The sequence below is a fragment of the Bacillus sp. FSL W8-1141 genome, assembly GCF_038593205.1.
In the GTDB taxonomy this organism is placed as follows: domain Bacteria; phylum Bacillota; class Bacilli; order Bacillales; family Bacillaceae; genus Bacillus; species Bacillus altitudinis.
Map to the genome: position 1 here is coordinate 2,495,512 of NZ_CP151973.1, position 26,053 is coordinate 2,521,564.

21 protein-coding genes and 1 other annotated feature are annotated in these 26,053 nt (G+C 42.0%); of the genes, 2 read left to right on the forward strand and 19 right to left on the reverse strand.

The genetic code is table 11. The annotated features are described in order from the left end of the window. Positions 1-84: 84 nt before the first annotated feature. From radC to NSQ52_RS12795, 6 genes are all read right to left on the reverse strand, one after another. Entirely contained in the window at positions 85-759 is a 675-nt protein-coding gene (gene radC / locus NSQ52_RS12770) for a DNA repair protein RadC (RefSeq protein ID WP_026050121.1), read from the reverse strand. Between the two features lie 48 nt (positions 760-807). Then, positions 808-1,377, reverse strand: coding sequence for a Maf family protein (locus tag NSQ52_RS12775; RefSeq protein ID WP_007501543.1), 570 nt, complete (start codon positions 1,375-1,377; stop codon positions 808-810). 177 nt (positions 1,378-1,554) lie between these two features. Beyond that, on the reverse strand, positions 1,555-2,748 hold the full coding sequence (locus tag NSQ52_RS12780; protein WP_342473396.1) for an SPOR domain-containing protein: 1,194 nt from the start codon (positions 2,746-2,748) through the stop codon (positions 1,555-1,557). Then, complete coding sequence (locus NSQ52_RS12785) at positions 2,729-3,460, reverse strand: prepilin peptidase (RefSeq protein WP_342473397.1); 732 nt, start codon at positions 3,458-3,460, stop codon at positions 2,729-2,731. The genes NSQ52_RS12780 and NSQ52_RS12785 overlap by 20 nt, the downstream gene beginning before the upstream one ends. A 149-nt stretch (positions 3,461-3,609) precedes the next feature. Further along, positions 3,610-4,914, reverse strand: a complete 1,305-nt coding sequence (locus tag NSQ52_RS12790; RefSeq protein ID WP_281201214.1) for a folylpolyglutamate synthase/dihydrofolate synthase family protein — start codon at positions 4,912-4,914, stop codon at positions 3,610-3,612. Positions 4,915-4,979: 65 nt separating this feature from the next. Continuing rightward, positions 4,980-7,622 carry a valine--tRNA ligase gene (locus tag NSQ52_RS12795; protein ID WP_047946288.1) on the reverse strand — a complete coding sequence of 881 codons (2,643 nt, stop codon included), beginning with the start codon at positions 7,620-7,622 and terminating at the stop codon, positions 4,980-4,982. Between the two features lie 59 nt (positions 7,623-7,681). Further along, positions 7,682-7,911 (reverse strand) — a binding site (T-box leader). A gap of 166 nt (positions 7,912-8,077) precedes the next feature. Here NSQ52_RS12795 and NSQ52_RS12800 point away from each other — a divergent pair. Next, entirely contained in the window at positions 8,078-8,269 is a 192-nt protein-coding gene (locus tag NSQ52_RS12800; protein ID WP_024718406.1) for a hypothetical protein, read from the forward strand. Positions 8,270-8,348: 79 nt separating this feature from the next. On the opposite strand, the gene ysxE is transcribed toward NSQ52_RS12800, so the two are convergent. The 8 genes from ysxE to hemA all read right to left on the reverse strand — a co-directional run bounded on the left by ysxE (position 8,349) and on the right by hemA (position 17,247). Then, complete coding sequence (gene ysxE / locus NSQ52_RS12805) at positions 8,349-9,380, reverse strand: spore coat protein YsxE (RefSeq protein WP_039167006.1); 1,032 nt, start codon at positions 9,378-9,380, stop codon at positions 8,349-8,351. Between the two features lie 37 nt (positions 9,381-9,417). Beyond that, positions 9,418-10,662 (reverse strand): LysM peptidoglycan-binding domain-containing protein, encoded by a 1,245-nt coding sequence (locus NSQ52_RS12810; RefSeq protein ID WP_342473399.1) that lies wholly within the window; start codon positions 10,660-10,662, stop codon positions 9,418-9,420. Between the two features lie 330 nt (positions 10,663-10,992). Further along, positions 10,993-12,285: a glutamate-1-semialdehyde 2,1-aminomutase gene (hemL, locus tag NSQ52_RS12815; protein ID WP_039167003.1), complete on the reverse strand. Its 1,293-nt coding sequence runs from the start codon at positions 12,283-12,285 to the stop codon at positions 10,993-10,995. A gap of 27 nt (positions 12,286-12,312) precedes the next feature. Next, entirely contained in the window at positions 12,313-13,284 is a 972-nt protein-coding gene (hemB, locus tag NSQ52_RS12820; protein ID WP_007501555.1) for a porphobilinogen synthase, read from the reverse strand. After that, entirely contained in the window at positions 13,281-14,072 is a 792-nt protein-coding gene (locus NSQ52_RS12825) for a uroporphyrinogen-III synthase (RefSeq protein ID WP_008342826.1), read from the reverse strand. Before NSQ52_RS12825 ends, hemB begins: the two co-directional genes overlap by 4 nt. After that, positions 14,069-15,004, reverse strand: coding sequence for a hydroxymethylbilane synthase (hemC, locus tag NSQ52_RS12830; RefSeq protein ID WP_024718409.1), 936 nt, complete (start codon positions 15,002-15,004; stop codon positions 14,069-14,071). Before hemC ends, NSQ52_RS12825 begins: the two co-directional genes overlap by 4 nt. Before the next feature lie 37 nt (positions 15,005-15,041). Continuing rightward, positions 15,042-15,872 carry a cytochrome c biogenesis protein gene (locus NSQ52_RS12835; RefSeq protein ID WP_342473400.1) on the reverse strand — a complete coding sequence of 277 codons (831 nt, stop codon included), beginning with the start codon at positions 15,870-15,872 and terminating at the stop codon, positions 15,042-15,044. Between the two features lie 7 nt (positions 15,873-15,879). Beyond that, complete coding sequence (hemA, locus tag NSQ52_RS12840; RefSeq protein WP_024718410.1) at positions 15,880-17,247, reverse strand: glutamyl-tRNA reductase; 1,368 nt, start codon at positions 17,245-17,247, stop codon at positions 15,880-15,882. Positions 17,248-17,487: 240 nt separating this feature from the next. Between hemA and NSQ52_RS12845 the strand changes: the two genes are divergently transcribed. Continuing rightward, the gene (locus tag NSQ52_RS12845) at positions 17,488-17,973 is read left to right on the forward strand and encodes a hypothetical protein (protein WP_135009361.1); all 486 of its coding nucleotides are present in this window, start codon (positions 17,488-17,490) and stop codon (positions 17,971-17,973) included. 244 nt (positions 17,974-18,217) lie between these two features. Here the strand turns inward: NSQ52_RS12845 and yihA are convergent, their stop codons facing one another. The 5 genes from yihA to tig all read right to left on the reverse strand — a co-directional run bounded on the left by yihA (position 18,218) and on the right by tig (position 25,890). Further along, complete coding sequence (yihA, locus tag NSQ52_RS12850; protein WP_007501562.1) at positions 18,218-18,805, reverse strand: ribosome biogenesis GTP-binding protein YihA/YsxC; 588 nt, start codon at positions 18,803-18,805, stop codon at positions 18,218-18,220. Then, complete coding sequence (gene lon / locus NSQ52_RS12855) at positions 18,802-21,126, reverse strand: endopeptidase La (protein WP_342473401.1); 2,325 nt, start codon at positions 21,124-21,126, stop codon at positions 18,802-18,804. The genes yihA and lon overlap by 4 nt, the downstream gene beginning before the upstream one ends. Before the next feature lie 171 nt (positions 21,127-21,297). Beyond that, the gene (gene lonB / locus NSQ52_RS12860; RefSeq protein ID WP_342473402.1) at positions 21,298-22,959 is read right to left on the reverse strand and encodes an ATP-dependent protease LonB; all 1,662 of its coding nucleotides are present in this window, start codon (positions 22,957-22,959) and stop codon (positions 21,298-21,300) included. A 139-nt stretch (positions 22,960-23,098) separates the two neighbouring features. Further along, positions 23,099-24,364 carry an ATP-dependent protease ATP-binding subunit ClpX gene (gene clpX / locus NSQ52_RS12865; protein WP_017358145.1) on the reverse strand — a complete coding sequence of 422 codons (1,266 nt, stop codon included), beginning with the start codon at positions 24,362-24,364 and terminating at the stop codon, positions 23,099-23,101. A gap of 251 nt (positions 24,365-24,615) precedes the next feature. Then, on the reverse strand, positions 24,616-25,890 hold the full coding sequence (gene tig / locus NSQ52_RS12870; protein ID WP_144679865.1) for a trigger factor: 1,275 nt from the start codon (positions 25,888-25,890) through the stop codon (positions 24,616-24,618). Between the last annotated feature and the right edge of the window lie 163 nt (positions 25,891-26,053).

Below are 26,053 nucleotides of genomic sequence, written 5' to 3' on the forward strand. Positions count from 1 at the left end.
GTATCTTCCTTTCTTAAACCAAAATTCCCTTTAGGGAAAAACTCATAAACTCTATTATATCGTAAAACATTGAAAAAAAAAGTGTTACAAATACCCTTTTTCCTTCAAACTCACAAATTTTTGATCACCGATCACTAGATGATCAAGCAGCTGTATTCCAATCAGCTTTCCACATTCAAAAAGTCGCTGTGTGACTTCAATATCTTCCCTGCTGGGCGTCGGATCTCCAGATGGATGGTTGTGCACACATATAAATGAAGCGGCCGAACGTTTAAAGGCCTCTTTAAAAATTTCACGCGGGTGAACAATCGACGAATTTAGACTTCCGATAAACACAGTATGTTTATGAAGAACTTGATTTTTGGTATTGAGATAAAGACAAACGAAATTCTCCTGCGTCAAAAATCTCATATCTTCCATCACAAAATTCGCACCATCTTCCGGCGTGCGGATCACATAACGATTGTCCGTCGTTTGATGGTGTAATCTAGTGCCGAGTTCTAAAGCAGCTAAAAGAGAGATCGCCTTCGCTTTTCCAACTCCTCGAATCTTTGACAGTTCTTCAATCGAAGCTTCCTTCACAGAACGAAGACCACCAAATGTTTGCAAAAGTCTTGCGGACACTTGAAGAACTGATTCCTTTTTTGTGCCTGTTCTCAAAAGAATCGCGACAAGTTCATGGTTTGATAAGCTGCTTGGGCCATATTTGACAAATCGTTCGCGCGGCTTTTCATCATGAGGAAAATGCTTCAGCAGCATAGGGAAATGATTCAAGATCTACACTCCTTTTTTGATTCCTTCCCGTCATCAAAAAGGGGTGATACCAAATGTTTCAAGCACTCTGACTGTTTTAGCAATAGGGAGTCCTACAACGGAAAAATAATCACCGTCTATTTTTTGTACAAACAGGGCACCTTTTCCTTGAATGCCGTAGCTTCCAGCTTTATCAAGAGGCTCACCGGTTTCAATATAGCGGTCTATTTCATCTTGTGTAAGCGGCCAAAATGTCACGTCTGTCTGTTCATAAAATGTTTCTTTTCTATTCTCTGATTGAATCGTGACACCAGTCAAGACTTGATGTGTCTTACCTGACAATAATTGAAGCATTGAGGCTGCATCTTCCTTGTCTTTTGGCTTTCCAAGACATTTGCCATCAATTGCAACAATTGTATCTGCACCAATGATCACAGCTTTGGGATGTATTTTTTGAATATCATTTGCTTTTTGTTCTGCCAACCATTGGACGTTCTCAGCAGGAGAAAGGTTTCGATTTATTTCTTCTTTTAAATCACTTGCTTGAATGTCATAAGAAAACCCTGCTAAATCAAGCAATTCTTTTCTTCTAGGTGATTGAGATGCGAGTATTAACTGGTTCATGTTTGTTCATCCTTTCAGGGTTTAGCCTAAGAAGTAAGATACCCATTCATCCTATCAAATGAACATCTTACCGACAATTAACGAAAATGTCATTTTCATGTTCCTACATCATTATGTTGGAAGCAAAAGAAAAAAACTAGTCATTTTTTGACTAGTTTGGCTGTTAAAAACATGATTTTACGTATTTAGTTGATCCAATAGAGCTTGCTGAGATTTCCAGCCATTTTCAGCAGATGGGTCATTTAAAAGCTGTACAGCTTTCAGCAAACTGCTTTTAGCTGGTGCGTCGGTTGTTTTGGCATTTTCAAGCTCAGAAATCAACTGAGTGACTTCTTTTTGATCCACATTTTCTCCTGCAATCACCTTAGAGGATAAGACAGATGCCTTCTCTATTAAACCTGTCAGCTCATCCGGCACTTGAAATGAGAGCTCTTTTCCTCCCCATGCTTCAAAATGCTGATCGATCAATTTTTTCCCAACGGCACTTGTCATGCCTTGTTCTGTGGCAAGTCCGGCAATAACATAATATCCATCATCCATTGATACCTTTTTACCTGCATATCCTGCCTCTTTTAAACTGTCAACTAAGTCATCTGCTCCTTTTTCAGAAGAAAACTTTCCAGCCTGCACCACAAAGGTTGAAAAATGACCTGCTGCACTTTTTTCACCTTCATTGTCCTTTGACGTATCTGCAAGATCAGCCGGTGGTGCATCTCCCCCAGCTTTCGCCGACGGCCCGCTTCCAGATGCTGAGACGCTGATATGATCGCCTCCTGATGGATTGGCAGATCCATCTTTACTTAAACTTAGTGCAAATACACCGAGGCCTGTCCCTAGAACGACTGCAAACACAATCGTTGTCATCACTCGTTTGAAGGGACCGCGGTTTTTACTGAACTTCTGTTCAAAAGAACCTTTTTTCTTTTGATAAGGTGTGACGACCTTTGGATCCGAATGATAAATGTGATCCGCTGCATCGTCCCATTGAAAATCTTCTTCTTTCGGTTTAGACGGTTCTTCCTCGGAAGCGGCTGTCTCCTGTTCCGACTGCCTCTTTTCCTCCCAGTTCGAAAACGTCACTTGATCCTCTTGCTGTTTTTGAGGCTGATGCTCTTCTTCATGGAGCATTTCTTCCTTGCCATTAATATTGACCTTTAACCCTTGTTTTTTTGCCTGCCTTTTTTTCACTGTCATTCCCCGCTTTCTGACATTGTTTGTAAGAAAGACCTTTCTGTCCAATGAAATAGCGCGAATGTAACCCGTCCTTCTTTCTGTTTCACACTTTAACATAGCCAATAAAAAAAAGAACAAGACTTTTGTCGGCAGGTTCAAAAAGTGTTCGCCAATTTTCTCATCCAAAAAAATCACCAATTGGGTTTAACAGATCACCACAAAAAAGATAAAACCAGAAAGAACAAGCGATGGCAGGAACAAAAGGAAAGGGTTCATTTGCCTTGTAAGAAAACACCTTTGCGTAAACCATTCCCGTGACAGACGAAAGAAAAAGAATGATCAGAAACGGCTTAAATCCGAAGCAAAATGCAAGCACACCTAATAGTTTGACATCTGCTCCCCCCATACTATTTGGCTTGAAATGTTCTAAACTATAAAACAAAAGAAGACAAATAAGAAGAGATGCCGCTCCTTCCCACCAAATAAAAAGTGGTTCTAGCGTGCGGTATATGACGAAAAGAGGAAAAAAGAAGAGAAAGAGCTCGTTGGGTACTCTCATATAAAAAAGATCGCTCACGACAGCAATCACGAATAAACTACATAGACTCACAAGAAAAAGGCCCTCAAAAGAGAAACCAGCATGTCTATAAACGAGTAAAAAAAGGCCGCCTGTCAACAGCTCAACCATTGGATAAAGCAAAGAGAGCCGGGTTCCACAATGCTTACATGACCCTTTCAATACAATATAAGAAAAAAGCGGGAGCATGTCGTGAAAAGAAAGCGGCTCTTTACAAGCTCCGCAGTGTGAACGAGGAAAAAGAATAGATCGCTTCATTGGAAGCCTCTCACCAACTAGATGAAAAAATGACCCCATGACCATGCCTGTGAAAAACATAAAAAAATCAATCAAATTAGGTGACTCCTTCCGGAAATAGAATAGACCGGATTGTACCATAGCGATTCACCTTTGATCACCTTGCGAAAAAGTGATTTTCCCCCTCTCCTACATATCAAAAGAAAAAAGACGCACATTGCATAGAAGCAATTTGCGTCTTTTCCTTACTGTAAAATACGACTTCGTACATCTGAGATAAAATAAAGGGAACCTGTCACCAGAATCATTGCTGAAGGGTCATCTCTTTTTTTCTGAATGAAGTCAAGCACTGCACGAGGGTCTTCATCAAACGATTTTGCTTCTAAATGACTGCAAGCATAAAGCTTTTCCGCTGACTCAGCTCTTGGAAAGTCAAAGGAAACAAAATGAATGGATGAACTAATCCTTTCAAGCTTTTCGATCATTTGTTTGTAAGGTTTATCTTTTAACGCACTAAAACATACATGAACCTGTTTACTAGAAAAATGAGCTTGTACAGTTTCGATTAAACGGTCCATTCCTTCTTCGTTATGAGCACCATCTAAATAAACAAGAGGCTGATCTTGGATCTTTTCAAATCTTCCAGCCCACACCGCCTGCCGAATTCCTTCATACACTTGCTCATTTAGCACATGGATATATCCTTCTTGCTCCAGCCATTCGATCAGTAGAATGGCAAGGGAGGCGTTCTGCATTTGATGCGTTCCGATTAACCCTGTCTCTAGCTGCGAGTACTCCCTTTTTGGGGTAGTGAATGTGAAGCGTTCACCTGTTTCCGTCGGCTGCTGGTCCTTAAAGGTACAAGTATACTGTAACGAGATAAACGGCGCATTCTTTTCTTCGGCTTTGTGTTGAATCACAGTAAGAGCTTCCGCTTGATGAACGGCCGTGATTATCGGAATCCCAGCTTTAATAATGCCAGCTTTTTCTGCTGCAATCTGATCAAGTGTGTCGCCTAAAATGGCCATATGATCGTGACCAATCGACGTAATTGCTGTTAAGATGGGCGCTGCCACATTTGTAGAATCAAGTCTTCCGCCAAGTCCTGTTTCCAAGAGGACAAAGTCTACTTGGTGCACATGGGCAAAATAAGCAAACGCACATGCTGTAATGATCTCAAACTCTGTTGCTGCACCAAGCTCTGTATCATCTAATTCATCAACTAAAGGCTTGATTTCGTTCACCAAACTCAGCCACTCTTCGTCAAAAATCGGCTCCCCATTAACACTAATTCGTTCATTGAACGTTAAAATAAATGGCGAGGTGAAGGTTCCAACTGAATAGCCCGCTGACTGTAAAATGGATCGAGTAAATGCAATCGTTGATCCTTTTCCATTTGTTCCAGCTACATGCACCGCTTTTATTTTTTGTTCAGGATGGTCTAGTCTGTCCATCAGCCATTTCATTCGTTCAAGTCCCGGTTTGACACCGAAAGCGAGTCTGCTATGAATCCATTCAATGGCTTCATGATAGGTTGTAAACAATGTCATCTCTCATTTCATACGAAATTTTCAAAAAAGACGACTCCAATTCATTAGGAGCCGTCTTTTCACTCTTATGCTTTCAGCTCTTCAATACGCTTTTGAACAGCTTCGCGTTTTGCGACATAATCACGTTCTTTCGCACGCTCTTCTTCTACGACACTTTCAGGCGCTTTTTTCATAAAGCCTTCATTGCCAAGCTTTTTCTGAACTCGTTCCACTTCTTTTGTCAGTTTATCAAGCTCTTTTTGCAGACGAGCAATTTCTTCATCTAAGTTGATTAAGCCTTCAAGCGGCAGAATGAGTTCTGCTCCAGAAATAACAGCCGTCATCGCTTTATCACTAGCTGGGACATCTGTGCCAATTTCAAGAACACTTGGGTTCGTGAAGCGCTCAATATATGAACGATTTTTCTCTAAACGTTCCTGAACATCAGACGTAGATGCTTTAATGTAAAGCTCAACTTGTTTGCTCATTGGCGTGTTCACTTCACTGCGAATGTTACGAACAGAACGAATCAGCTCAACAAGCAGCTTCATATCAGCAGAAGCTTGTTCGTTGGAAAGCTCCGGCTTCACTTCAGGCCATGCCGCTACAGTAATGGACTCACCTTCATGAGGTAGATGCTGCCAGATTTCTTCTGTTAAGAACGGCATAAACGGATGTAGAAGTCTCATCGTTTGATCTAATACATACGCAAGGATCGAACGAGTCGTTTTCTTCGCTGCTTCATCTTCTCCATAAAGCGGAAGTTTCGCCATTTCAATATACCAATCACAGAAATCATCCCAAATGAAGTTGTATAAATGTCTGCCCACTTCACCGAATTCATACTTGTCAGCAAGCTGTGTGACACTTTCAATTGTTTCATTTAAGCGTGTTAAAATCCATTGATCAGCAACTGATTTTTCTCCTGTCAAATCAAGCTCATCGTACGTTAAACCATCCATATTCATGAGAGCAAAACGGGATGCGTTCCAAATTTTGTTTGCAAAGTTCCAAGTGGATTCAACCTTTTCAAAGCTAAAACGTAAATCTTGACCTGGAGAGCTTCCAGTCGCTAAGAAATATCTCAATGAATCCGCACCGTACTTGTCGATGACCTCCATTGGATCAATTCCGTTGCCAAGTGACTTACTCATTTTACGCCCTTGTTCATCGCGGATAAGACCGTGAATGAGGACATCTTTGAACGGTTTTTCTCCTGTGAATTCAAGACCTTGGAAGATCATACGAGATACCCAGAAGAAGATGATGTCATAGCCTGTTACAAGCAGATTGGTTGGGTAGTAGCGCTTGAAGTCTTCACTTTCTGCATCTGGCCAGCCCATTGTAGAGAAAGGCCAAAGCGCTGAACTAAACCATGTATCAAGTACATCGTTATCTTGCTCCCAGTTTTCAATATCTTCTGGCGCATCAAGTCCCACGTATACTTCCTTCGTTTCTTTATGATACCAAGCCGGGATGCGGTGTCCCCACCATAGTTGACGAGAAATACACCAGTCACGAATGTTTTCCATCCAGTGTAAATACGTCTTTTCAAATCGGTCTGGAACAAATTGAACTTGCTCATCACCTTTTTGCAGATTGATGGCTTCATCTGCGAGCGGCTGCATTTTCACAAACCATTGTGTTGATAAATATGGCTCCACTACAGCGCCACTGCGCTCACTGTGACCAACTGAATGCATGTGGTCCTCAATTTTGAACAAAATGCCTTCTTCTTGAAGATCTTTCACAAGCTGTTTACGACATTCGAAGCGGTCCATTCCTTTGTATTGAAGTGCGTTTCCATTCATTGTGCCATCTTCATTCATCACAAGAATGCGCTCTAGGTTATGACGGTTTCCAAGCTCGAAGTCATTCGGGTCATGAGCCGGCGTTATTTTTACAGCTCCTGATCCAAATTCCATATCGACATAGTCATCCCCAACGATTGGAATCTCTCGGCCTGTAATTGGTAAAACAACTGTTTTCCCAATCAAATGCTGATAGCGTTCATCTTCAGGATGTACAGCGACTGCCGTATCTCCCAGCATCGTTTCAGGTCTTGTTGTCGCAATTTCAATCGAACCTGATCCATCTGCAAGCGGATATCTCAAGTGATAAAACGCACCTTGCACATCCTTGTAGATGACTTCAATATCAGAAAGGGCCGTTTTTGTTGCTGGGTCCCAGTTAATGATGTATTCTCCGCGATAGATCAATCCTTTTTCATACAATTGAACAAACACTTGGCGGACTGCTTTATTCAAGCCTTCATCTAATGTGAAACGCTCACGCGAATAGTCTAGACCTAGACCCATTTTCGCCCACTGGCTACGAATAAAATCGGCATACTCTTCTTTCCACTTCCACGTTTCTTCTACAAATTTTTCACGTCCGAGATCATAGCGGCTCACACCTTCTTCGCGAAGCTTCGCCTCTACCTTTGCTTGTGTTGCAATACCCGCATGGTCCATTCCTGGTAGCCATAAAACATCATAGCCCTGCATCCGTTTCATACGAGTCACGATGTCTTGAAGAGTTGAATCCCAAGCATGCCCTAAGTGTAATTTTCCTGTCACGTTTGGTGGAGGAATGACGACTGTATATGGATCTTTCGTTTTGTCATTTTGTGCTTCGAAGAATTTCCCTTCAAGCCAGTACGTATAGCGGTCTTTTTCAATCGCATTTGGATCGTACTTTGTTGGCATTTCTTGATTATTTGTTCCCATTTGTGTTACCTCCACATTTTTTCGGCTGATGAAACATAAAAAAAGCCTTTTCATCCTTATAAAAGGACGAAAAAGCTTTTTCGCGGTACCACCTTTTTTCACGAAACACTTAGACGTGTCCCGTACTCTCTAAAGGATAACGGGGATCTCCCGAATTTCTCTACTACATGTTTCAAGAAATTAAGCTCACAGGCGACCTTCCAAACAAGTGCATCCTAGAAAACCTTTCAGCTATTGGTTTCCCTCTCTTTAGGGGCTTGCTCGTACTCTTCCTGATCCACGCTTACGATATATCACGTTCATCAGCTTATACTCATCTTTTATTAATATTACTAAATGCCTTTTGTTTTCGTCAATCATCTTTTCCGCTTTTCTTCTTCTTTATACAAATTGGGCAGGCACCCTTTGCCTCTTTGCCCATATGATAATAACAAAATAAAGAAGGAGGGCGTTTTATTTTGAAAAAGATCAATCCTTACACACTCCCCCCATGGCTTAGACAAATTCGGGCAGTTGCCTCCCAAGTCGTTCTCCCGATTGCCATATTTCAAGGCTTTCGCACGATCATTTTTCCCACAACATTTGACGTCCTCATCTTAGGAATTCTTATATTTCTCGCCTGTGCCTTTCACCTTGATTGGTTTTAAGAGAGCTGAAAGCTGCAGGCTCACTCTTATGTATAGGTCCCTCGTTAGACATTTCATAGCGCAACAGCAAACAACCTCGTCACTCTTCTGATGACGAGGCATTTTGTTCTTCTTCAAGGCGTCTAGCCTGCTCAATTTCGTGTATTTTCATGACGGTCGGCTCAGAATTTTTCATTTGCCAATACGCCCTTAACAGCTCTTGACAACTTTCCATCTCATCCTGTCCGCCTGCTTCATAGGCTTTCACCGTATCAAACAAACCTTGCGGATAAGCGAGGTAGCTCAAGAACAAATGAATCTCTTCCTCACGAAGTTTATTTCCCTTTTGATACGTATAAAACAAAGATGTGCATTCAGGACAAGGAGTAGGGTAGGTTTTGAATGTGCGATAGTAAAAAGTCAAAAGGTCATAAATGGGGGCAGCCTTTTTGGACCGCTCAAAATTGGTGAAATGTCCTGTACCTACATCATTGTACAAAAAGTGATGGATTGACAATTGCCCATGGTTTAACACAATACGTGTCGTCTCTTGGTCTTTCATTTCCTCATGCCAATCCTCTAAACGTTCAAGTGCAAATTCACTTGCAGACATCGCTTCTGAAAAATACATAGCAGCAGCCAGCTCAAATGGCGACATATACCATGTTTGTTCTGCCCGCTCGATAAATCGTTCATACATGTCTTTCTCTGTTTCCCATTTGCTTTTCATTTGGGTGTAGTGAGCCTCTATTTCCTGCTCATTAATGTCCATCATAACTTCTGTTCGTTTATGAAGTCTTGCAATCTCTTGAAATAAATATTCATGTTTATCGTCCTGCTCTTCTCTCTTTTCATTGGTCAGCCATGGCATGAGATAATACGTGTACTGGCTTTCTCGATGATTAGAGAAAAAGGAACCGCTCTTCGTGCGATAAATCGGCACAAACGAGCGATAGCCTTTTGATTCTAGTTCAAGCATTTGCTCTGTAAACTGCATGTGTCGATGGGGCTTTACCCGCTTTAGTGCAAATACGCCCTGCTTTGTATACACTCTAACGACAGCTGGACTGACAGGTTCGATATATTCAGCCTCAAGCCCGTATTCGTATAGGACAGATTGGATTTCATCCACGTTCTCTCACCACATTTTCTCGGTCCATCATCTCATACTATGCGTTGCTTTTTTGATATTCAGGAATATAAAGAATCTGCCCTTCTTCAAGCTCTGCATCCACCGACAATGAATTCGTTCGAAGGAGCTGCTGCACATTCAACTGATATCGCTCACAAATACGATCGACCGTATCTTCTTGCTGAACTATACATATTTTCATGCGAGAAAAATCTTCCTCCTCCTGCTTAGCGAACAGCTTCGTTAAATAAAGAGAATTCTCACTGCCAGACGCTTCTCTCTGGTCATGTTCAAACTCCTCAGCTTCTTGAGCTGATTCATACACCTTTGGTGCTTCACGTTCATATAATCGTTCGAACTGATAGCTGTCATCCCGCTCTTCCTGCGTCTGTTCCATCTGATAAGTAGGTGATTCAAAGGCTGGATAAGCTGGCGGCTCTTCTTCTTCCTTGCTCTCTGCTTCAGGGTCTTTCCTCACTTCCACCTCAAAGAACGTCTCATCCCGCTCTTCTTCTTCTAAAAGCTTAGGCGGGTCAAAGAATGGCGGCTCTTGTACTTGAGCTTCTGGGAAGGAACGATACCCAAGCGCCACGGCTTCTTCTTCCTCATTTTCCTCTTCTTCTTCTGCTTCTTCCACCATCACCGTCTCGATGTCTATTTCATCCTCTTCTTGTTCAGTTCGCGCTTCATGTTGCAAAGCGGCCTGTTGTTCTGCATTTTCTTCATGCTCTTCACGTGGCAACATTTCTTGCTCTTCATATTCAGGCTGCGCCTGATATTCATAGGTGACATCGCCATATTCCTCTTCAGCACGATGGACAAATTCATATGGCCCTTCTACAAGCGGTTCAGGCGTTCCTTCATCTAACAGACCTTCAATGGCCAAATCAGCCTGAATCGTGAGCAAACGACTTTCTGTCAGCTGGTAATCAAATGCATCAATAAACACAAATACATCATTTAAATGACTAATTTTGTTCTTGGGGATCGTGATATCCACCGGAAATTGATGCAGCAGCTCCGCCGTTCCGTCCTCTCTTACCTTCACCTCATCAGCCTGCCTGTATGATGCATAGGAACTGGATTCACCCATTAGCTCCTCTTGATTTATGTTGTATTCTCCTGTTAGCTCGAGTGAACCTCTAATGGAAACATAATCATTCACTTCTTGAACGAGAATGTCAGGATCGAGAGAAATTGACAGTAGCTCACTGACTTCCTGTCCGTTTTTGAAATAAATGGACTCTTCTACCGAAAACTGTAAACGATTATTTTGAGACAAGTCGGTGTCCTCCTTTCATCTAATCCTTCAAAATAAAATTAGATGTCAATACAGGTGTATGAAGAAGGCGGTGAAAATATGATTGGTTTTATGCAAAGCAAAAAGCCGATATGTCTCCATATCGGCTCAGCGTGTAGACAAACCCTCGCATTCGGTGTCAGTCCTGCGCGCTGGTGCTCACGAATGTCAAATTCGCTCCGCTCCAGTACTCGTCCTTCCTAGACTGAAAGGTTTTCTTTCACGCTGAAAAGAAGACAAAGGGCTAAAATAAAGTTCATTTTAACCCTTTGTCAACGATCTAAGCCGATATGTCTCCATATCGGCTTTTGGTTACTGAGCTAATTTTTGAAATACCTTTTCAACTGTCTCAATTGTATACTCGATGTCTTCATCCGTATGAGCAGTTGAGAGGAACAGCCCTTCGAATTGTGAAGGTGGAAGGAAGATGCCGTGATCAGCCATTTCCTTGTAGAATTCAGCGAATAAAGCGAGGTCAGCTGTTTTCGCTGTATCGTAATTGACGACTTGTTCGTTTGTAAAGAAGAATCCGATCATGGAACCGGCACGGTTAAATGTTAATGGAATCCCATGTGCTTTCGCCGCTTTTGAAATGCCTTCTTCCAAACGATCTCCTTTGCGTCTAAACTCTTCATAAGACTCAGGTGTCAGCTGTTTTAATGTTTCAAGACCTGCTGTCATCGCAAGCGGGTTACCGGATAACGTTCCTGCTTGATAAATCGGGCCGCTTGGCGCAATTTGTCTCATAATGTCCGCTCTACCGCCGTAAGCACCAACTGGCAGGCCACCTCCGATGACTTTACCAAGACATGTCAGATCAGGCGTAATGCCAAAATAGCCTTGTGCACAATGATAATCCACACGGAAGCCTGTCATGACCTCATCAAAAATGAGTAAAGAGCCATATTGCTCAGTGATGTCTCTCAATCCTTGCAAGAAACCTTCTTGCGGAGGGACAACCCCCATATTTCCTGCAACTGGTTCTACAATGACACCTGCAATGTCGTCTCCAAATTCTTGAAAAGCGACTTTGATGCTTTCTAAATCATTGTATGGAACGGTGATCGTATTGCTTGCTGTACCTTCAGGGACACCAGGGCTATCCGGAAGTCCAAGCGTTGCCACACCCGAACCAGCTTTAATGAGCAAAGAATCACCGTGGCCATGATAACAGCCTTCAAATTTCACAATTTTGTTTCTGCCTGTAAAACCACGTGCTAGACGAAGCGCACTCATCGTCGCCTCTGTTCCAGAGCTGACCATACGAATGACCTCAATAGAAGGAACTCGTTCTGATACAAGCTTAGCTAATTCATTTTCAACTAAAGTAGAAGCACCGAAGCTTGTACCATGTTCAGCTACTCGCTGAATACTTTCAACCACACGGTCATTCGTATGACCTAAAATAAGCGGTCCCCACGATAAGACGTAATCAATATATTCATTTCCGTCAATATCGTATATTTTTGCGCCTTTGCCTCGTTCCATAAAAATCGGGTCTGTATTGACTGATTTAAATGCGCGCACAGGGCTGTTCACACCACCCGGCATTAACTGCTGCGCTTCTTTAAATGCTTGCTTTGACTTTTCATAGCTACGTCCCATTTCAATGTCCTCCTGTCTATCCGTTCTTTATTCTGAGAGCCATTTCGCTGCATCTTTTGCATGATACGTAATGATTAATTCTGCGCCTGCACGTTTCATGCTAGTCAGCATTTCAAGAACAAGCTCTTTTTCAGAAATCCAGCCATTTTGAGCTGCTGCTTTCACCATTGCATACTCTCCGCTCACATTGTACGCAACAACAGGAAGTGTAAATTCATTTTTCACATCACGCATGATATCTAAGTATGAAAGTGACGGCTTCACGATCAGGAAGTCAGCGCCTTCTTCTACATCAGACTGCGCTTCTCTCAGTGCTTCTAAGCGGTTTGCAGGGTCCATTTGATACGTTTTACGATCTCCAAACTGCGGTGTGCTATGCGCCGCATCACGAAACGGACCGTAAAAAGCACTTGCATATTTCACAGCATATGACATCACAGGCACATGAACAAAGCCGGCCTCATCAAGCGCCTCACGAATTGCGATAACAAAGCCATCCATCATGTTTGATGGAGCAATGATATCTGCACCTGCACGAGCCTGACTGACAGCGGTTTTCGCTAAGAGCTGAAGAGATTCATCATTTAAAATTTCTCCATCTTCAACGATTCCGCAATGTCCGTGATCTGTATATTGGCATAAGCAAGTATCAGCAATGACCACAAGCTCAGGGAAATGCTTTTTGATTTCAAGCGTTGCTCTTTGAACAATCCCATGATCGTGATAAGCTTCACTGCCTACATGGTCTTTATGGTCTGGTACCCCAAAAACAATGATAGATTTAATCCCAAGGTCAACAAGCTCTTGGACTTCTTCTTTCACAAGATCAACTGAAATGTGATAGACACCCGGCATTGAAGGGACTTCTTTCCGGACATTCTCTCCCTCTACAAAAAAGATGGGATAAATGAAATCAGAGGGTCTTAAAAATGTTTCTCTCACCAATTCTCTCATTCCTGCGCTTGTACGCAATCTGCGGTGTCTGTTAAATTTCATCATTGGTTCAACTTCCTTTCAGATAAACGGCACATCAAATCAAGCATCCCGTCTATCGTATAAGTATCTGGGGTTTCAGAAGAAATCCCGTATTGAAGCAGTGCCTCTTGTGTAAGAGGACCGATGCTCACAAAACATGTGTCTGATGCAGCTAATCTATCGATATCAGCCTCCATGGCGTGCATAAAAGAATGAACAGTGGAGGAGCTTGTAAATGTAATAAAATCAAATGATTGCTCCATCATTGCCGACTTGAGTGCGATAATTCCGTCCTCATCCTTCACTGTTTCATATATAATCCACTCTTTTACGTCAATGCCAAGCGGAACGAGGGTATTCTTCACCACATCTCGTGACAGGTGACCTTTTGCTACAAAGACACATTCTTCTGGGTGTACATGTTCAATTAAAGCATCTGCCAGTTCTTCTGCTATAAAACGTTCTGGAACCACATCCACTTTTAAGCCGTGCTGCATCAGATAGGCAGATGTTTTTTCACCTACGGCCGCCACTTTCAAGTGGGATAAGCTTTGATGTAATTGATGCTTCTCTATATAACTGAGAAAAAAAGACGCACCATTTACACTCGTAAACACAAGCCAATGGCTTGCTTCTAAATCTTCTAAAAATGCCTTCGCTTTTTCTTTTGTCAGCGTTGGCTCAAACCTGATAAGAGAGGTTAAAACAGCATGGCCGTTCAGCGCTTCAATTTTCTGCTGAAACGCACCCGCTTGACGTTCATTTCGAGTGACAAGCACCGTCTGTCCGTAAAGCGATTTGGCTATCGTCATTGGGAAGACAGATCCTTTTTCACCTTGTCGATCAAATCCTTTGCTCCCTTATCAGCCATCTGCTTCGCACATGCTGTTCCGATTGCCTCAGGATCAGTACCTGTTACGGTTTCTCGAATAATCGTATGCCCATCCGCAGATGCCACAAGACCTGTCAATTCAATTTCATCACGCTCATTCATCGTTGCGTAACCAGCGATCGGCACTTGACAGCTTCCATCCATTTGTTGAAGGAAGGCTCTTTCAGCAAGGACCGTTTTCTTTGTATACTCATTTGTGAATTGAGCTAACAGCTGCAATAGCTCTTCGTCATCTCCCCGGCATTCTATCGACAATGCGCCCTGCCCTACAGCAGGAAGGCAAGTATCAGGAGATAAAAATTCTGACACGACTTCTTGACTCCAGCCCATTCTAGACAATCCGGCAGCCGCTAGAATAATCGCATCATATTCTTCATTTTTCAGTTTTTCGAGTCTCGTATCAATGTTTCCACGGATCCATTTAATCTCAAGATCTGGTCTCTCCTGAAGAAGCTGGGCACTGCGCCGTAAGCTGCTCGTTCCCACAACCGCTCCCTTTGGCAGTTCATGAAGACGGAGATGATCCTTTGAAATCAATGCATCCCGCACATCTTCACGCTCAGGAATACAGCCGATGACTAAACCTTCCGGAAGAGAGGCCGGCATATCTTTCATGCTGTGTACCGCCATATCAATGTCATGGTTCAGCATTGCCTGTTCAATCTCTTTAACAAACAGACCTTTTCCGCCAACCTTTGATAAGGTCACATCTAAAATTTGATCACCCTTTGTCACAATCTCTTTAATTTCAAAAGAATAAGAAGGGTTTAGTTCAGACAACTTTTGAATGACCCATTTTGTTTGTGTAATCGCAAGTTTGCTTCGTCTAGAACCTACTTTAATTGTACGCATTACGTCTTCCTCCCGACAATGCCCTTAAGACTCATCATTATTGAAACCAATGAAAGGTTGATAAGCTACCAAGCAGAAAATAATTGATCATCAGCACAAGAAATGAAGCGACATTCCATCGCGCCACGATTTTGCCCTGCATATTTCTCACCAGTCTAATGTATAAGTAAAAGCCGTATAAAAACAGCATAATAAACGAACCGAGCACCTTTGCATCTGTCCAGTACAACGTATCATACGAAATATATGCCCATATAATGCCAAGAATTAAACTAAGCAAGAGCATCGGCACGCCAATAATATTTAAGACATACGCCATATGATCAAGCTTTGATAAGTCTTCAATTCTCAAAAGCCATTTTCCCCATTTTTTCTTTTTCAGCAAACGATATTGAAATAGGTAGAGTAGTGAAAAAGCAAATGAAAGTGAAAAAGCGCCGTATGATAAAATGGCCATCGTAATATGAATGACGAGCAGCTCACTCGTCAGTTTTCCAGTCAGTTCGGCAGAATGAAGATCAGATGGTGTAAAGGTGTGAATCGCCATCATGGAAAAACCAATCACATTTGTAAAAAAGACAATAAATTCAACACGTAATACTTTTGTCAAAACAAGTGACAATGTCACAAGCACCCACGTATAAAAATATAACCCCTCTGCTACATTCAACACAGGGAATCGGTCTGTTTCCATCATAATATAAAACATGGAGACTGTTTGCAGCAGCCAGACAATAGAAAGCAACCAGAAAGCCATTTTTCCAGCCTTCCGGTTGTGTTGAAGAAAATCTATGAAATAGAACAAGACACTGAGTGCATAGATCAAGGTCGTCGCTTCACCTAGTCTCGCTACAATGGATTCCATCATCGCCTAATCACTCACTGGCAACTGTAGCAAGGCCTTGTGCCATATTTGTTTTAAACAGCTGAAACGCCCCTTGCTCCACCTGCATTGGCTCTGCCTTTTGCTCTTCATCTTCAACCTGTAAATCAAAGATTTCTTTAAAGAGTAAAAGTTTTTCCTCTGCATTCGGCTCCCCGGCAATTTCTTTGGCCTTTAAGATAGGATCTTTCAGCATTTGATTGATGATGCTTTTCGTATGTTTATTTAACAGCTTCATTTCACGATTTGTGAGGTTTGGAAGCTTTCGTTCGATGCTTTGCATCGTATCCGCTTGAATCGAGAGTGCTTTTTCTCTTAAAGCAGAAATCACAGGAACCACTCCGAGCGTATTAAGCCATTGCTTAAATTCCACAATTTCAGCTTCGATGAGAAGCTCCACCTCTTCAGCTACTGCACGGCGCTCTTTCAGGTTAGCTGCCACAATGCCCTCAAGGTCATCAATGTCATACAAAAAAGCACCTTCTACTTCAGAAATAGCTGGATCTAAATCACGTGGTACTGCAATATCCACCATGAATAGAGGTCTGCCTTTTCTCTGTTTGTTCGCTTTTTCGACCATTTCTTTTGTAATCACAAATTGTTTAGCCCCAGTAGAGCTAATTAAAATATCCGCTTCAGATAAAGTTTTTTCTAATTGATTCAAGCTCTTAGGCTCTCCTGAAAAGCGGCCGGCCAGTTCTTTGGCCTTTTCAAACGTTCGATTGATGACTGTTACCTGGCCAATCCCTTGACCTTGAAGGTTTTGAGCCGCCAGCTCGCCCATTTTACCCGCACCAAGAATAAGGACATGTTTATCAGAAAGACGTCCAAAGATTTTTTTGGCAAGTTCCACTGCCGCATAGCTGACAGATACAGCATTAGACGCAATATCTGTTTCCGCATGAGAGCGCTTCGCAACTGTTACCGCCTGCTTAAACAAATAATTGAAAACGGTACCAATGGTCTTCTCCTCTTGAGCGACTTTAAAGCTTGAGCGCACTTGACCGAGTATTTGTGTTTCACCAATAACCATAGAATCAAGTCCACAGGCAACCCGGAATAAATGCTCAACCGCTCCATCATTTTCATAAAACTTCAAATATGGAGAGACATCTTCTTTTTCTAAACCGAACCAATCTGCTAAAAATCTTTTTATATAAAACCGACCAGTATGAAGCTGATCTACAACTGCGTAGATCTCTGTTCGATTACATGTTGAGATGACGATATTCTCTAGAATGCTTTTTTCTTCTTTAAGCTTGGACATCGCTGTTCCGAGCTCGCTCGGTTCAAAGCTCAGCTGTTCCCGTATCTCAACAGGGGCTGTTTTATAATCTAAACCCACAACAAGAATATGCATAACTTCAGCTTGCACCCCCAACGCCCTGTCTAATTTATAATAATTACAATATAGAATTTATTATTTATAATGATTATAACATATATTCATTTTTAACTGGATAAAAATTGTGAACAGATTTCAAAAATGTTGTGATATAGTAGAAAAATGTTCGACATCGAATGCCATATCATCACTTCAAGCAATTTACCAGATTTGGCGCGTGCGGACAAATGATCTGCTTATAAGAAGGTGACATCTTTGAAGAAGAAATCTATTTTGCTGCCGCTCACTTTGCTGGCTGTAGCACTATATGCCATTCTCTCAGGAGATCAATTTGACATTTGGAAAGATCAGGAGAAATGGTATACACTTGTACTGCTTTTTGGCCTTGCTTTCTTATATCAAGGAAAGAAGGAGCAGGAAACCTCTCATGTGTTTATCGGTATGCTCATGACAGGCCTTGCGCTACACTTTATCCTTCAGCCGACATTAGAACACTGGCCAGATACATTTACGATGATTGTGTTCATCGTCGGCCTCGCACTTTTGATGAAATCATCACAGAAAAAGGAATATCGAATAGAAAGTGTTGTTCTCATTGCACTCGGTCTATTCCTTTATTTCTTTCAACAAATTACGAAGCAACTTAGCACACTTTCGATCCCTACTTCCGGTTTTGAATTGTACTGGCCATATGTATTGATTGCCGTCAGTCTCCTCTTATTATTTTTAAAAAGGAAATAACTTATACAATAAAAAGGCATCTGCTTTGTGCAGATGCCTTAGAATGTTGATAAATGGCTAAAATGAACTTGATTTTAGCCATTTGTCTTCTTTTCAGCGTGATAGAAAACCTTTGCAGTCTAGGAAGGACGAGTACTGGCGCGGAGCGAATATGTCATTCGTGAGCACCAGCACGCAGGACTGACAACGAATGCGAGGGTTTGTCTTCACGCTGAGGCATCTGCTATGTGCAGATGCCTTTCTTTTAACTGTTAATCTTCGCAAGGATCGCATTCCATGCTTCATCTTTTCCCTTTTTTGTTTCAGAAGAGAAAAGGATTAATTCATCTGATGGGTCGATGTCGAGTGTCTGTTTGACGACTTTCGCATGCTTTTCCCATTTGCCTTTTGGAATTTTATCGGCCTTTGTCGCAATAATGATCACAGGAACTCCATAATATTTAAGGAATTCATACATGTTCACATCATCTGCGGATGGTTTATGACGCAGATCCACAATTTGGACGACTGCTTTTAACTCTTCACGCATTGTAATATACGTTTCGATCATTCTCCCCCATGCTTCGCGCTCTGTTTTTGATACTTTTGCAAAGCCATAACCTGGGACGTCCACAAAATGGAGCATATCATTAATAATGTAAAAATTAAGTGTCTGGGTCTTTCCTGGTTTAGAAGACGTACGCGCTAAATTTTTCCGATTAATCAATGAGTTAATGAACGAGGACTTTCCAACATTTGACCGTCCAGCAAGTGCGATCTCAGGCAGTCCCCCGCTCGGGTACTGCTCTGGTTTCACCGCACTAATGACGATATCTGATTTTGTTACTTTCATCTTCCCTCTCCTACTAACGCTTTCTCAAGCACCTCATCTAAATGTGAAACCGGAATAAAAGTTAATCCTTCTCTCACACTTTCAGGAATATCATCAATATCCTTCTCATTGTCCTTTGGAAGAATAATCGTTTTCAGTCCTGCACGATGTGCGCCTAATGCTTTTTCTTTTAATCCGCCAATCGGAAGCACTCTTCCTCTTAACGTAATTTCTCCTGTCATGCCAACCTCTTTTGAAACAGGACGTCCTGTGAGTGCTGATACAAGAGCCGTCGCAATGGTAATACCAGCTGATGGCCCGTCCTTTGGAACCGCACCCTCTGGAACATGGATATGAATATCGTGCTTTTCATTAAATTGAGGATCAATGTTCAGTTCATCTGCTTTTGAACGAATATAACTGAATGCCGCCTGCGCAGATTCTCTCATGACATCACCGAGCTTACCTGTTAGCAAAAGCTTGCCTTTACCCGGTGAGAGTGAGACCTCGATGGACAAAGTGTCTCCGCCAACTGTGGTATATGCAAGCCCTGTGACAACGCCGACCTGATCTGTCGTTTCCGCCTGACCATAACGGTAAAGTCTTTTTCCGAGGAATTCAGATAAGTTCTTTTCCGTCACTGTGATGCGTTTGCGGTCTTCAGCCACAATTGCTCTTGCCGCTTTTCGACAAATCGCCGCAAGCTGACGCTCTAATCCGCGGACTCCTGCTTCTCTCGTGTAATAGCGAATCATATCGTAAATCGCTGCTTCACGAAGCTGCAAGTTCCCTTTCTTTAATCCGTGCTCCTTTAGCTGCTTCGGCAGAAGGTGATCTTTCACAATTTCTGCTTTTTCAACTTCCGTATACCCTGCAATCGTGATAATCTCCATTCTATCACGAAGTGGACCTGGAATGGTTGCTAAATTGTTGGCAGTTGCGATAAATAAGACTTGAGACAAATCAAATGTCTCTTCAATATAATGATCGCTAAAGTTATGATTTTGCTCTGGATCTAACACTTCAAGCATCGCAGAAGACGGATCTCCTCTAAAGTCAGAAGACATTTTATCAATTTCATCTAAAAGAAAGACCGGATTCATCGTGCCCGCCTTGCTCATCCCGCGAATGATACGGCCCGGCATCGCACCTACATAAGTTCTTCGATGACCACGGATCTCAGATTCATCACGTACACCGCCAAGAGAGATACGGATAAACTTTCGATCGAGTGATTTGGCAATGGATTTAGCAAGTGACGTCTTCCCTACCCCAGGAGGTCCTGCTAAGCAAAGAATCGGTCCCTTTAATGAATTTGTCAGTTTCTGAACAGCAAGATATTCGAGTACCCGCTCTTTTACTTTTTCAAGCCCGTGGTGCTCGTCATCTAAAATTTCGCTTGCAAGCTTTAAATCTAGACGATCTTCTGTATAAGTGCCCCACGGCAGATTGATCAGCCAATCAATATAATTGCGAATGACAGAACTCTCAGCAGAGCTTGAAGGGATTTTTTCATAACGGTTCAGTTCTTTTAAAGCCGTTTCACGAACAGAATCTGGCATACCGGACTCTTCAATTTTAGTCATAAGCGTACTGACTTCGCCTGTTTTCCCCTCTTTGTCTCCAAGCTCTTTTTGAATAGCTTTCATTTGTTCGCGCAAATAATATTCTTTTTGCGTTCGCTCCATTGAACGTTTGACACGCTGGCCAATTTTCTTTTCAATCTCTAGCACTTCTTTTTCATTGTGAATGAGACTGATGACCCGATTCAACCGTTTTTTGACATCGACTGTTTCCAGCACTTCTTGCTTGTCTTTTAATTTCAAAGGAAGGTGGGAAGCGACGATATCCGCCATTCTTCCAGGTTCTTCAATATCCGTCACCGTTGCATATGTTTCAGCTGAGATTTTTTTTGAAATTTTTATGTACTGATCAAAGTGATCTAACAAAGTGCGCATGAGTGCTTCTGCTTCTGCGTCCTTTAATTCTTCTTCTGTCAACTCTTTAATATCGACTGACGTATAGTCTTCTAGCTCCATGTAGGATTCGATCTGCGCTCGATTTAAGCCTTCGACGAGCACACGGATCGTTCCATTTGGCAGCTTCAGCATTTGTTTAATTTTTGTGTAGGTGCCGACTTTGAAAATTTCCTCTTCACCTGGTTCATCTATTGAAATTTCCCGCTGTGTTGCTAGAAAAATCATATGATCGTTCATCATCGCCTGTTCTAATGCTTGAACAGACTTTTCGCGCCCAACGTCCAAATGCAAGACCAATGTTGGATAAACAAGCAAGCCTCGCAGTGGAAGGAGCGGAACATTCTTTTTGATTTCATCTGCCATGTTGATAGACACCTCCGTCACTAGTATGAATCATTATAATATACCTGTTTCAGTCTTGTACAATGTAAAAGACTTGAGAAATGATGATCTTACCGTAGTATACCCTTTCTTTTTATCTTGAAAAAGAAAAAAAGATCTATTTCACTAAAAAATCCCCATATGAGATGGGGATTAAACAGATTTCCTTTTCATTTCTTCTTCTAGTCCATCTTTCTTCTCATCTGGCGGATTGACCAAACACTGATCCAGCACTTCTTGGAAATGCTTCACAGGCACAATCGTAACCCCTTCAATCTCTTTTAAGATCGACTGCTGATTGTCATAAGGGATGATCACTGTTTTGACACCCGCTTGTTTGGCTGCCTTGATTTTTGGTATGACACCGCCGATCGGCTTCACCTGACCTTGTAATCCAATCTCACCGGTCATCGCCGTTAAATGATCAATCGGAATTTGATGAATGGCTGAGAAAATGGCTGTGGCCATCGCAATTCCAGCAGACGGCCCATCAATCGGGGCACCAGCCGGAAAATTAATGTGGATATCATATTCATTTGTTCGTATGCCTAAGTTTCGAAGCAAGGTTAAGACATTTTCAACTGAGCCCTTCGCCATACTTTTCCGTCTGATTGATTTCGACTGATTGCCGATGCTTTCTTCTTCCGCAATACCAGTAATATTGATACTGCCTTTTTCAAGCGCTTTACAAATGTTCACTTCAATTTCAAGCAGAGCCCCGCTATTCGGTCCATACACGGCAAGACCATTTACTACTCCTACCTTTGGCTTTTCCGGTACTTTTTGTTCATATCTTGGTGTCAGCTGGCTTGAATGAATGACCCATTCTACATCGGCGATCGTAATATCTTTTCGGTTTTCAGTGACAGCCATACCTGCGGCGATCTGTACCATGTTGACCGCTTCACGTCCATTTTTCACATAGGATGTTAACAGGTTCAGTCCTTCGTCACTTAATTCCTTCTGTATTTTCTCGACTGCTTTAGCTGCAACAATTTTCAGCTCATGCTGATCCAAATCCTTGAAGAAAATCTCCAAACATCTTGATCGAATAGCCGGCGGAATTTCGTCCGGTGTTCTTGTCGTGGCGCCAATCAGTCGAAAATCAGCGGGCAACCCATTTTGAAAAATATCATGGATGTGATTCGGGATCTGCGTATTTTCTTCACTGTAATAAGCACTATCTAAAAACACTTTTCGATCTTCTAGCACTTTGAGCATTTTGTTCATTTGAATCGGATGCAGTTCTCCAATTTCATCGATAAAGAGAACGCCACCATGAGCATGTGTGACCGCTCCTTGTTTCGGCTGCGGAATGCCGGCCTGTCCCATGGCCCCTGCTCCTTGATAAATGGGATCATGTACGGAACCAATCAAGGGGTCTGCGATGCCTCGTTCATCAAATCTTGCCGTTGTGGCATCAAGCTCAACAAATACTGCATCTTTTTTAAATGGTGAATCAGCGTGACGCTTCGCTTCTTCCATCACTAGACGGGCAGCAGCTGTTTTTCCAACACCAGGCGGCCCGTAGACAATAACATGTTGCGGATTCGGTCCACACAGGGCAGCTTTCAGTGCACGTATACCGTCTTCCTGCCCTACAATATCTTGAAACCCCTTTGGCCGGACTCTCTCTGATAAAGGTTCACTCAGTTTAATGGATCGCATTTTTCTGAGTGCTTCCATTTCTTTCTTTGATTCTTTATCGATCGTCACCTTTTGTGTGCGCTGATTTTTCAGTAAGTTCCAAAAGTACAACCCGATGACGATACCAAAGAACAGTTGTATGAATAATACGATTCCTGTCCAGCTCAATCGGTGCTCCCTCCTTCATCTATCGTTATGTATTGGTTTCTGTCTGCTAGTATTTCCTAGAGCTGGACGGAATAAACACAACTTCCACGATAAATAAAAAACTCCTGAATCAAAAGATTCAGGAGTCATTCAAATGGGCTTATGCTGATGTTTTTGTATCTTTATTCACGACTGTACCGTCTTTTAAGACAAGACGTGGCGGCTCACCATCAGCAACCGTTTCACCAGTAATGACACATTTCTCAATATCATCACGAGATGGAAGATCAAACATCACATCAAGCATGATGCCTTCAATGATGGAGCGAAGACCACGAGCTCCTGTTTTACGCTCAATTGCTTTTTTCGCAATTTCGCTAAGAGCATCTTCTTCAAACTCAAGCTCAACATCATCAAGCTCAAGCATTTTTGTATATTGCTTAACGAGCGCATTTTTAGGCTTCGTCAAGATTTCTACAAGTGCTTTTTCATCTAACGGCTCTAGGCTTGCAATAACCGGAAGACGACCGATGAATTCTGGGATTAAACCGAAGCGAAGCAAGTCTTCTGGCAGAACTTTTGATAGAAGGACTTCTTTTTCAAGATCTTCAATTTTATTTTCCGCACCGAATCCAATGACTTTTTGACCTAGGCGGCGTTTGATGATTTGCTCAATGCCGTCAAAGGCTCCACCACAAATGAAGAGGATATTTGTTGTATCAATTTGAATGAATTCTTGATGAGGATGTTTACGTCCACCTTGAGGCGGTACACTAGCGACTGTTCCTTCAAGAATTTTCAAAAGGGCTTGCTGTACACCTTCCCCAGATACATCACGGGTGATAGAAGGGTTTTCTGATTTTCTTGCTACTTTATCGATCTCATCGATGTAGATAATGCCTTTTTCAGCTTTTTCTACATCATAATCTGCTGCTTGGATCAGCTTTAGTAAAATATTCTCTACGTCTTCCCCAACGTAACCTGCTTCTGTTAAAGACGTCGCATCTGCAATCGCAAATGGAACATTTAAAATACGTGCAAGTGTTTGAGCAAGTAATGTTTTACCGCTTCCTGTAGGTCCAATCATAGAAATGTTACTTTTCGAAAGCTCAACATCATCAATCTTACTGTTGGAATTAATCCGCTTGTAATGGTTATAAACCGCTACAGCTAAGGATTTCTTCGCATTCTCTTGTCCGATGACATATTCATCAAGAATCTCCCGGATTTCATGAGGTTTCGGAACATCCTTGAATTCAACTTCTTCCTCAGTACCGAGCTCTTCTTCAACTATTTCCGTGCAAAGCTCGATACATTCATCACATATATATACGCCAGGTCCTGCGACCAGTTTACGCACTTGATCTTGCGTTTTTCCGCAAAACGAGCATTTTAATTGACCTTTTTCCTCGTTGAATTTAAACATTCTTTCACCCCTTATTCTTCTTCACTTGCCTGTAGCTAACAGTCAGCTACCCTTCTGGGTCCAGTATGTATGCATTTTACCATACTTTCCTAAAAGACGGTAATGATGTGTTTGTAACACTGCACATTGAGATATGTATGACAGAAAGATGCGACTTACACTATCGTTTCCAAAAGAAGCGATGATAAGTCAAAAATTGTACAAAACAAGGCACGAGTCACTCGCGCCCTGTTTTATTATTATGCACCATATTAACGGTTTTCTACAAGAAAATCAATTGCTTTACGAACTTTTAAATCTTCTTTCATTGCTTCAGTAGAACCGATCGCTTGTTTGATATTTTCAACTGGCATGTTGTATGCTTCAGCCATTTTTGAAAGTTCTTCTTCCACTTCTTCATCAGACACTTGTAGGTCTTCTGCAGCAGCAATTGCTTCAAGAGTAAGATTAGATTTTACGCGTTTAGCAGCATCTTCTTTCATTTGCTCTTTTAGCGCATCTTCATCTTGTCCAGAGAACTGGAAGTAAAGCTCAAGGTTCATCCCTTGCATTTGAAGACGTTGTTCGAATTCTTTCATCATGCGGTCTAACTCAGTGTCAACCATCGCTTGAGGAACGTCAACTTCCGCATTTTCAGAAGCTTTTGCTACTAACTCTTCACGAAGTTTGCCTTCTGCTTCGTTTTCTTTTGCTTCTTCAAGACGTTTCTTCGTTTTTTCAGTTAATTCAGCAATCGTTTCAACTTCTTCATCAACATCTTTAGCGAACTCATCGTCAAGTGCTGGAAGTTCTTTTGCTTTAATTTCATGAATTTTCACTTTGAATACAGCTGGTTTACCTGCAAGGTCTTCAGCATGATATTCTTCTGGGAATGTCACTTCAACGTCTTTTTCTGCACCTGCTTCAAGACCAACCAATTGCTCTTCGAAACCAGGGATGAATGAACCAGAACCTACTTCAAGAGAGTAGTTCTCAGCTTTTCCGCCTTCGAATGCTTCTCCATCAACGAATCCTTCGAAATCAAGAACAACTGTATCGCCGTTTTCGATTGCGCCTTCTTCTTTGACAACAAGCTCAGCTTGACGGTTTTGCATAGCTTTTAACTCTTCTTGGACATCTTCATCAGATACAGACGTGTCGTCTTTTTCTACTTTAAGACCTTTGTAGTCACCAAGTTTTACTTCTGGCTTCACTGTTACTTTTGCAGTGAAGATTAAGCTTTCGCCTTTTTCGATTTTCTCAACATCGATTTCAGGGCGGTCAACCGGCTCGATACCAGCTTCGTCGATTGCTTTCGGATATTCAACTGGAAGAAGAATATCTAGTGCATCTTGATAAAGAGATTCTACTCCAAAACGCTGCTCGAAAAGACCACGTGGTACTTTCCCTTTACGGAATCCAGGGATTGATACTTGCTTAACTACTTTCTTAAATGCATCATCAAGTGCTTTGTTAAATGTTTCAGCGTCAACTTCTACTGTTAAGACACCTTCGTTACCTTCTTGTTTTTCCCATTTTACTGACATGTGTGTTTCCCTCCAAAAATCTATTCAGATTGTGCGTTGTTACATTCTAAAGCATCATAAAGACTTCGTCCAATCAAAAACCACGCACTCCGCTAAAGAAGCGGTCTTATGTATACAACATTTGACTTGATTATACATAACGTCTTTCAACCGTTGGAATCTT

What these genes read in the sequence shown, in the direction of transcription:
- radC (WP_026050121.1), bottom strand. Translation starts at nt 759, where the DNA reads ATGCTGCTGAAGCATTTTCCTCATGATGAAAAGCCGCGCGAACGATTT.
- NSQ52_RS12775 (WP_007501543.1), bottom strand. Translation starts at nt 1,377, where the DNA reads ATGAACCAGTTAATACTCGCATCTCAATCACCTAGAAGAAAAGAATTG.
- NSQ52_RS12790 (WP_281201214.1), bottom strand. Translation starts at nt 4,914, where the DNA reads ATGACATTGTTTACAACCTATCATGAAGCCATTGAATGGATTCATAGC.
- NSQ52_RS12795 (WP_047946288.1), bottom strand. Translation starts at nt 7,622, where the DNA reads ATGGGAACAAATAATCAAGAAATGCCAACAAAGTACGATCCAAATGCG.
- hemL (WP_039167003.1), bottom strand. Translation starts at nt 12,285, where the DNA reads ATGGGACGTAGCTATGAAAAGTCAAAGCAAGCATTTAAAGAAGCGCAG.
- hemB (WP_007501555.1), bottom strand. Translation starts at nt 13,284, where the DNA reads ATGATGAAATTTAACAGACACCGCAGATTGCGTACAAGCGCAGGAATG.
- NSQ52_RS12825 (WP_008342826.1), bottom strand. Translation starts at nt 14,072, where the DNA reads ATGACGATAGCCAAATCGCTTTACGGACAGACGGTGCTTGTCACTCGA.
- hemC (WP_024718409.1), bottom strand. Translation starts at nt 15,004, where the DNA reads ATGCGTACAATTAAAGTAGGTTCTAGACGAAGCAAACTTGCGATTACA.
- NSQ52_RS12835 (WP_342473400.1), bottom strand. Translation starts at nt 15,872, where the DNA reads ATGATGGAATCCATTGTAGCGAGACTAGGTGAAGCGACGACCTTGATC.
- hemA (WP_024718410.1), bottom strand. Translation starts at nt 17,247, where the DNA reads ATGCATATTCTTGTTGTGGGTTTAGATTATAAAACAGCCCCTGTTGAG.
- yihA (WP_007501562.1), bottom strand. Translation starts at nt 18,805, where the DNA reads ATGAAAGTAACAAAATCAGATATCGTCATTAGTGCGGTGAAACCAGAG.
- lon (WP_342473401.1), bottom strand. Translation starts at nt 21,126, where the DNA reads ATGGCAGATGAAATCAAAAAGAATGTTCCGCTCCTTCCACTGCGAGGC.
- clpX (WP_017358145.1), bottom strand. Translation starts at nt 24,364, where the DNA reads ATGTTTAAATTCAACGAGGAAAAAGGTCAATTAAAATGCTCGTTTTGC.
- tig (WP_144679865.1), bottom strand. Translation starts at nt 25,890, where the DNA reads ATGTCAGTAAAATGGGAAAAACAAGAAGGTAACGAAGGTGTCTTAACA.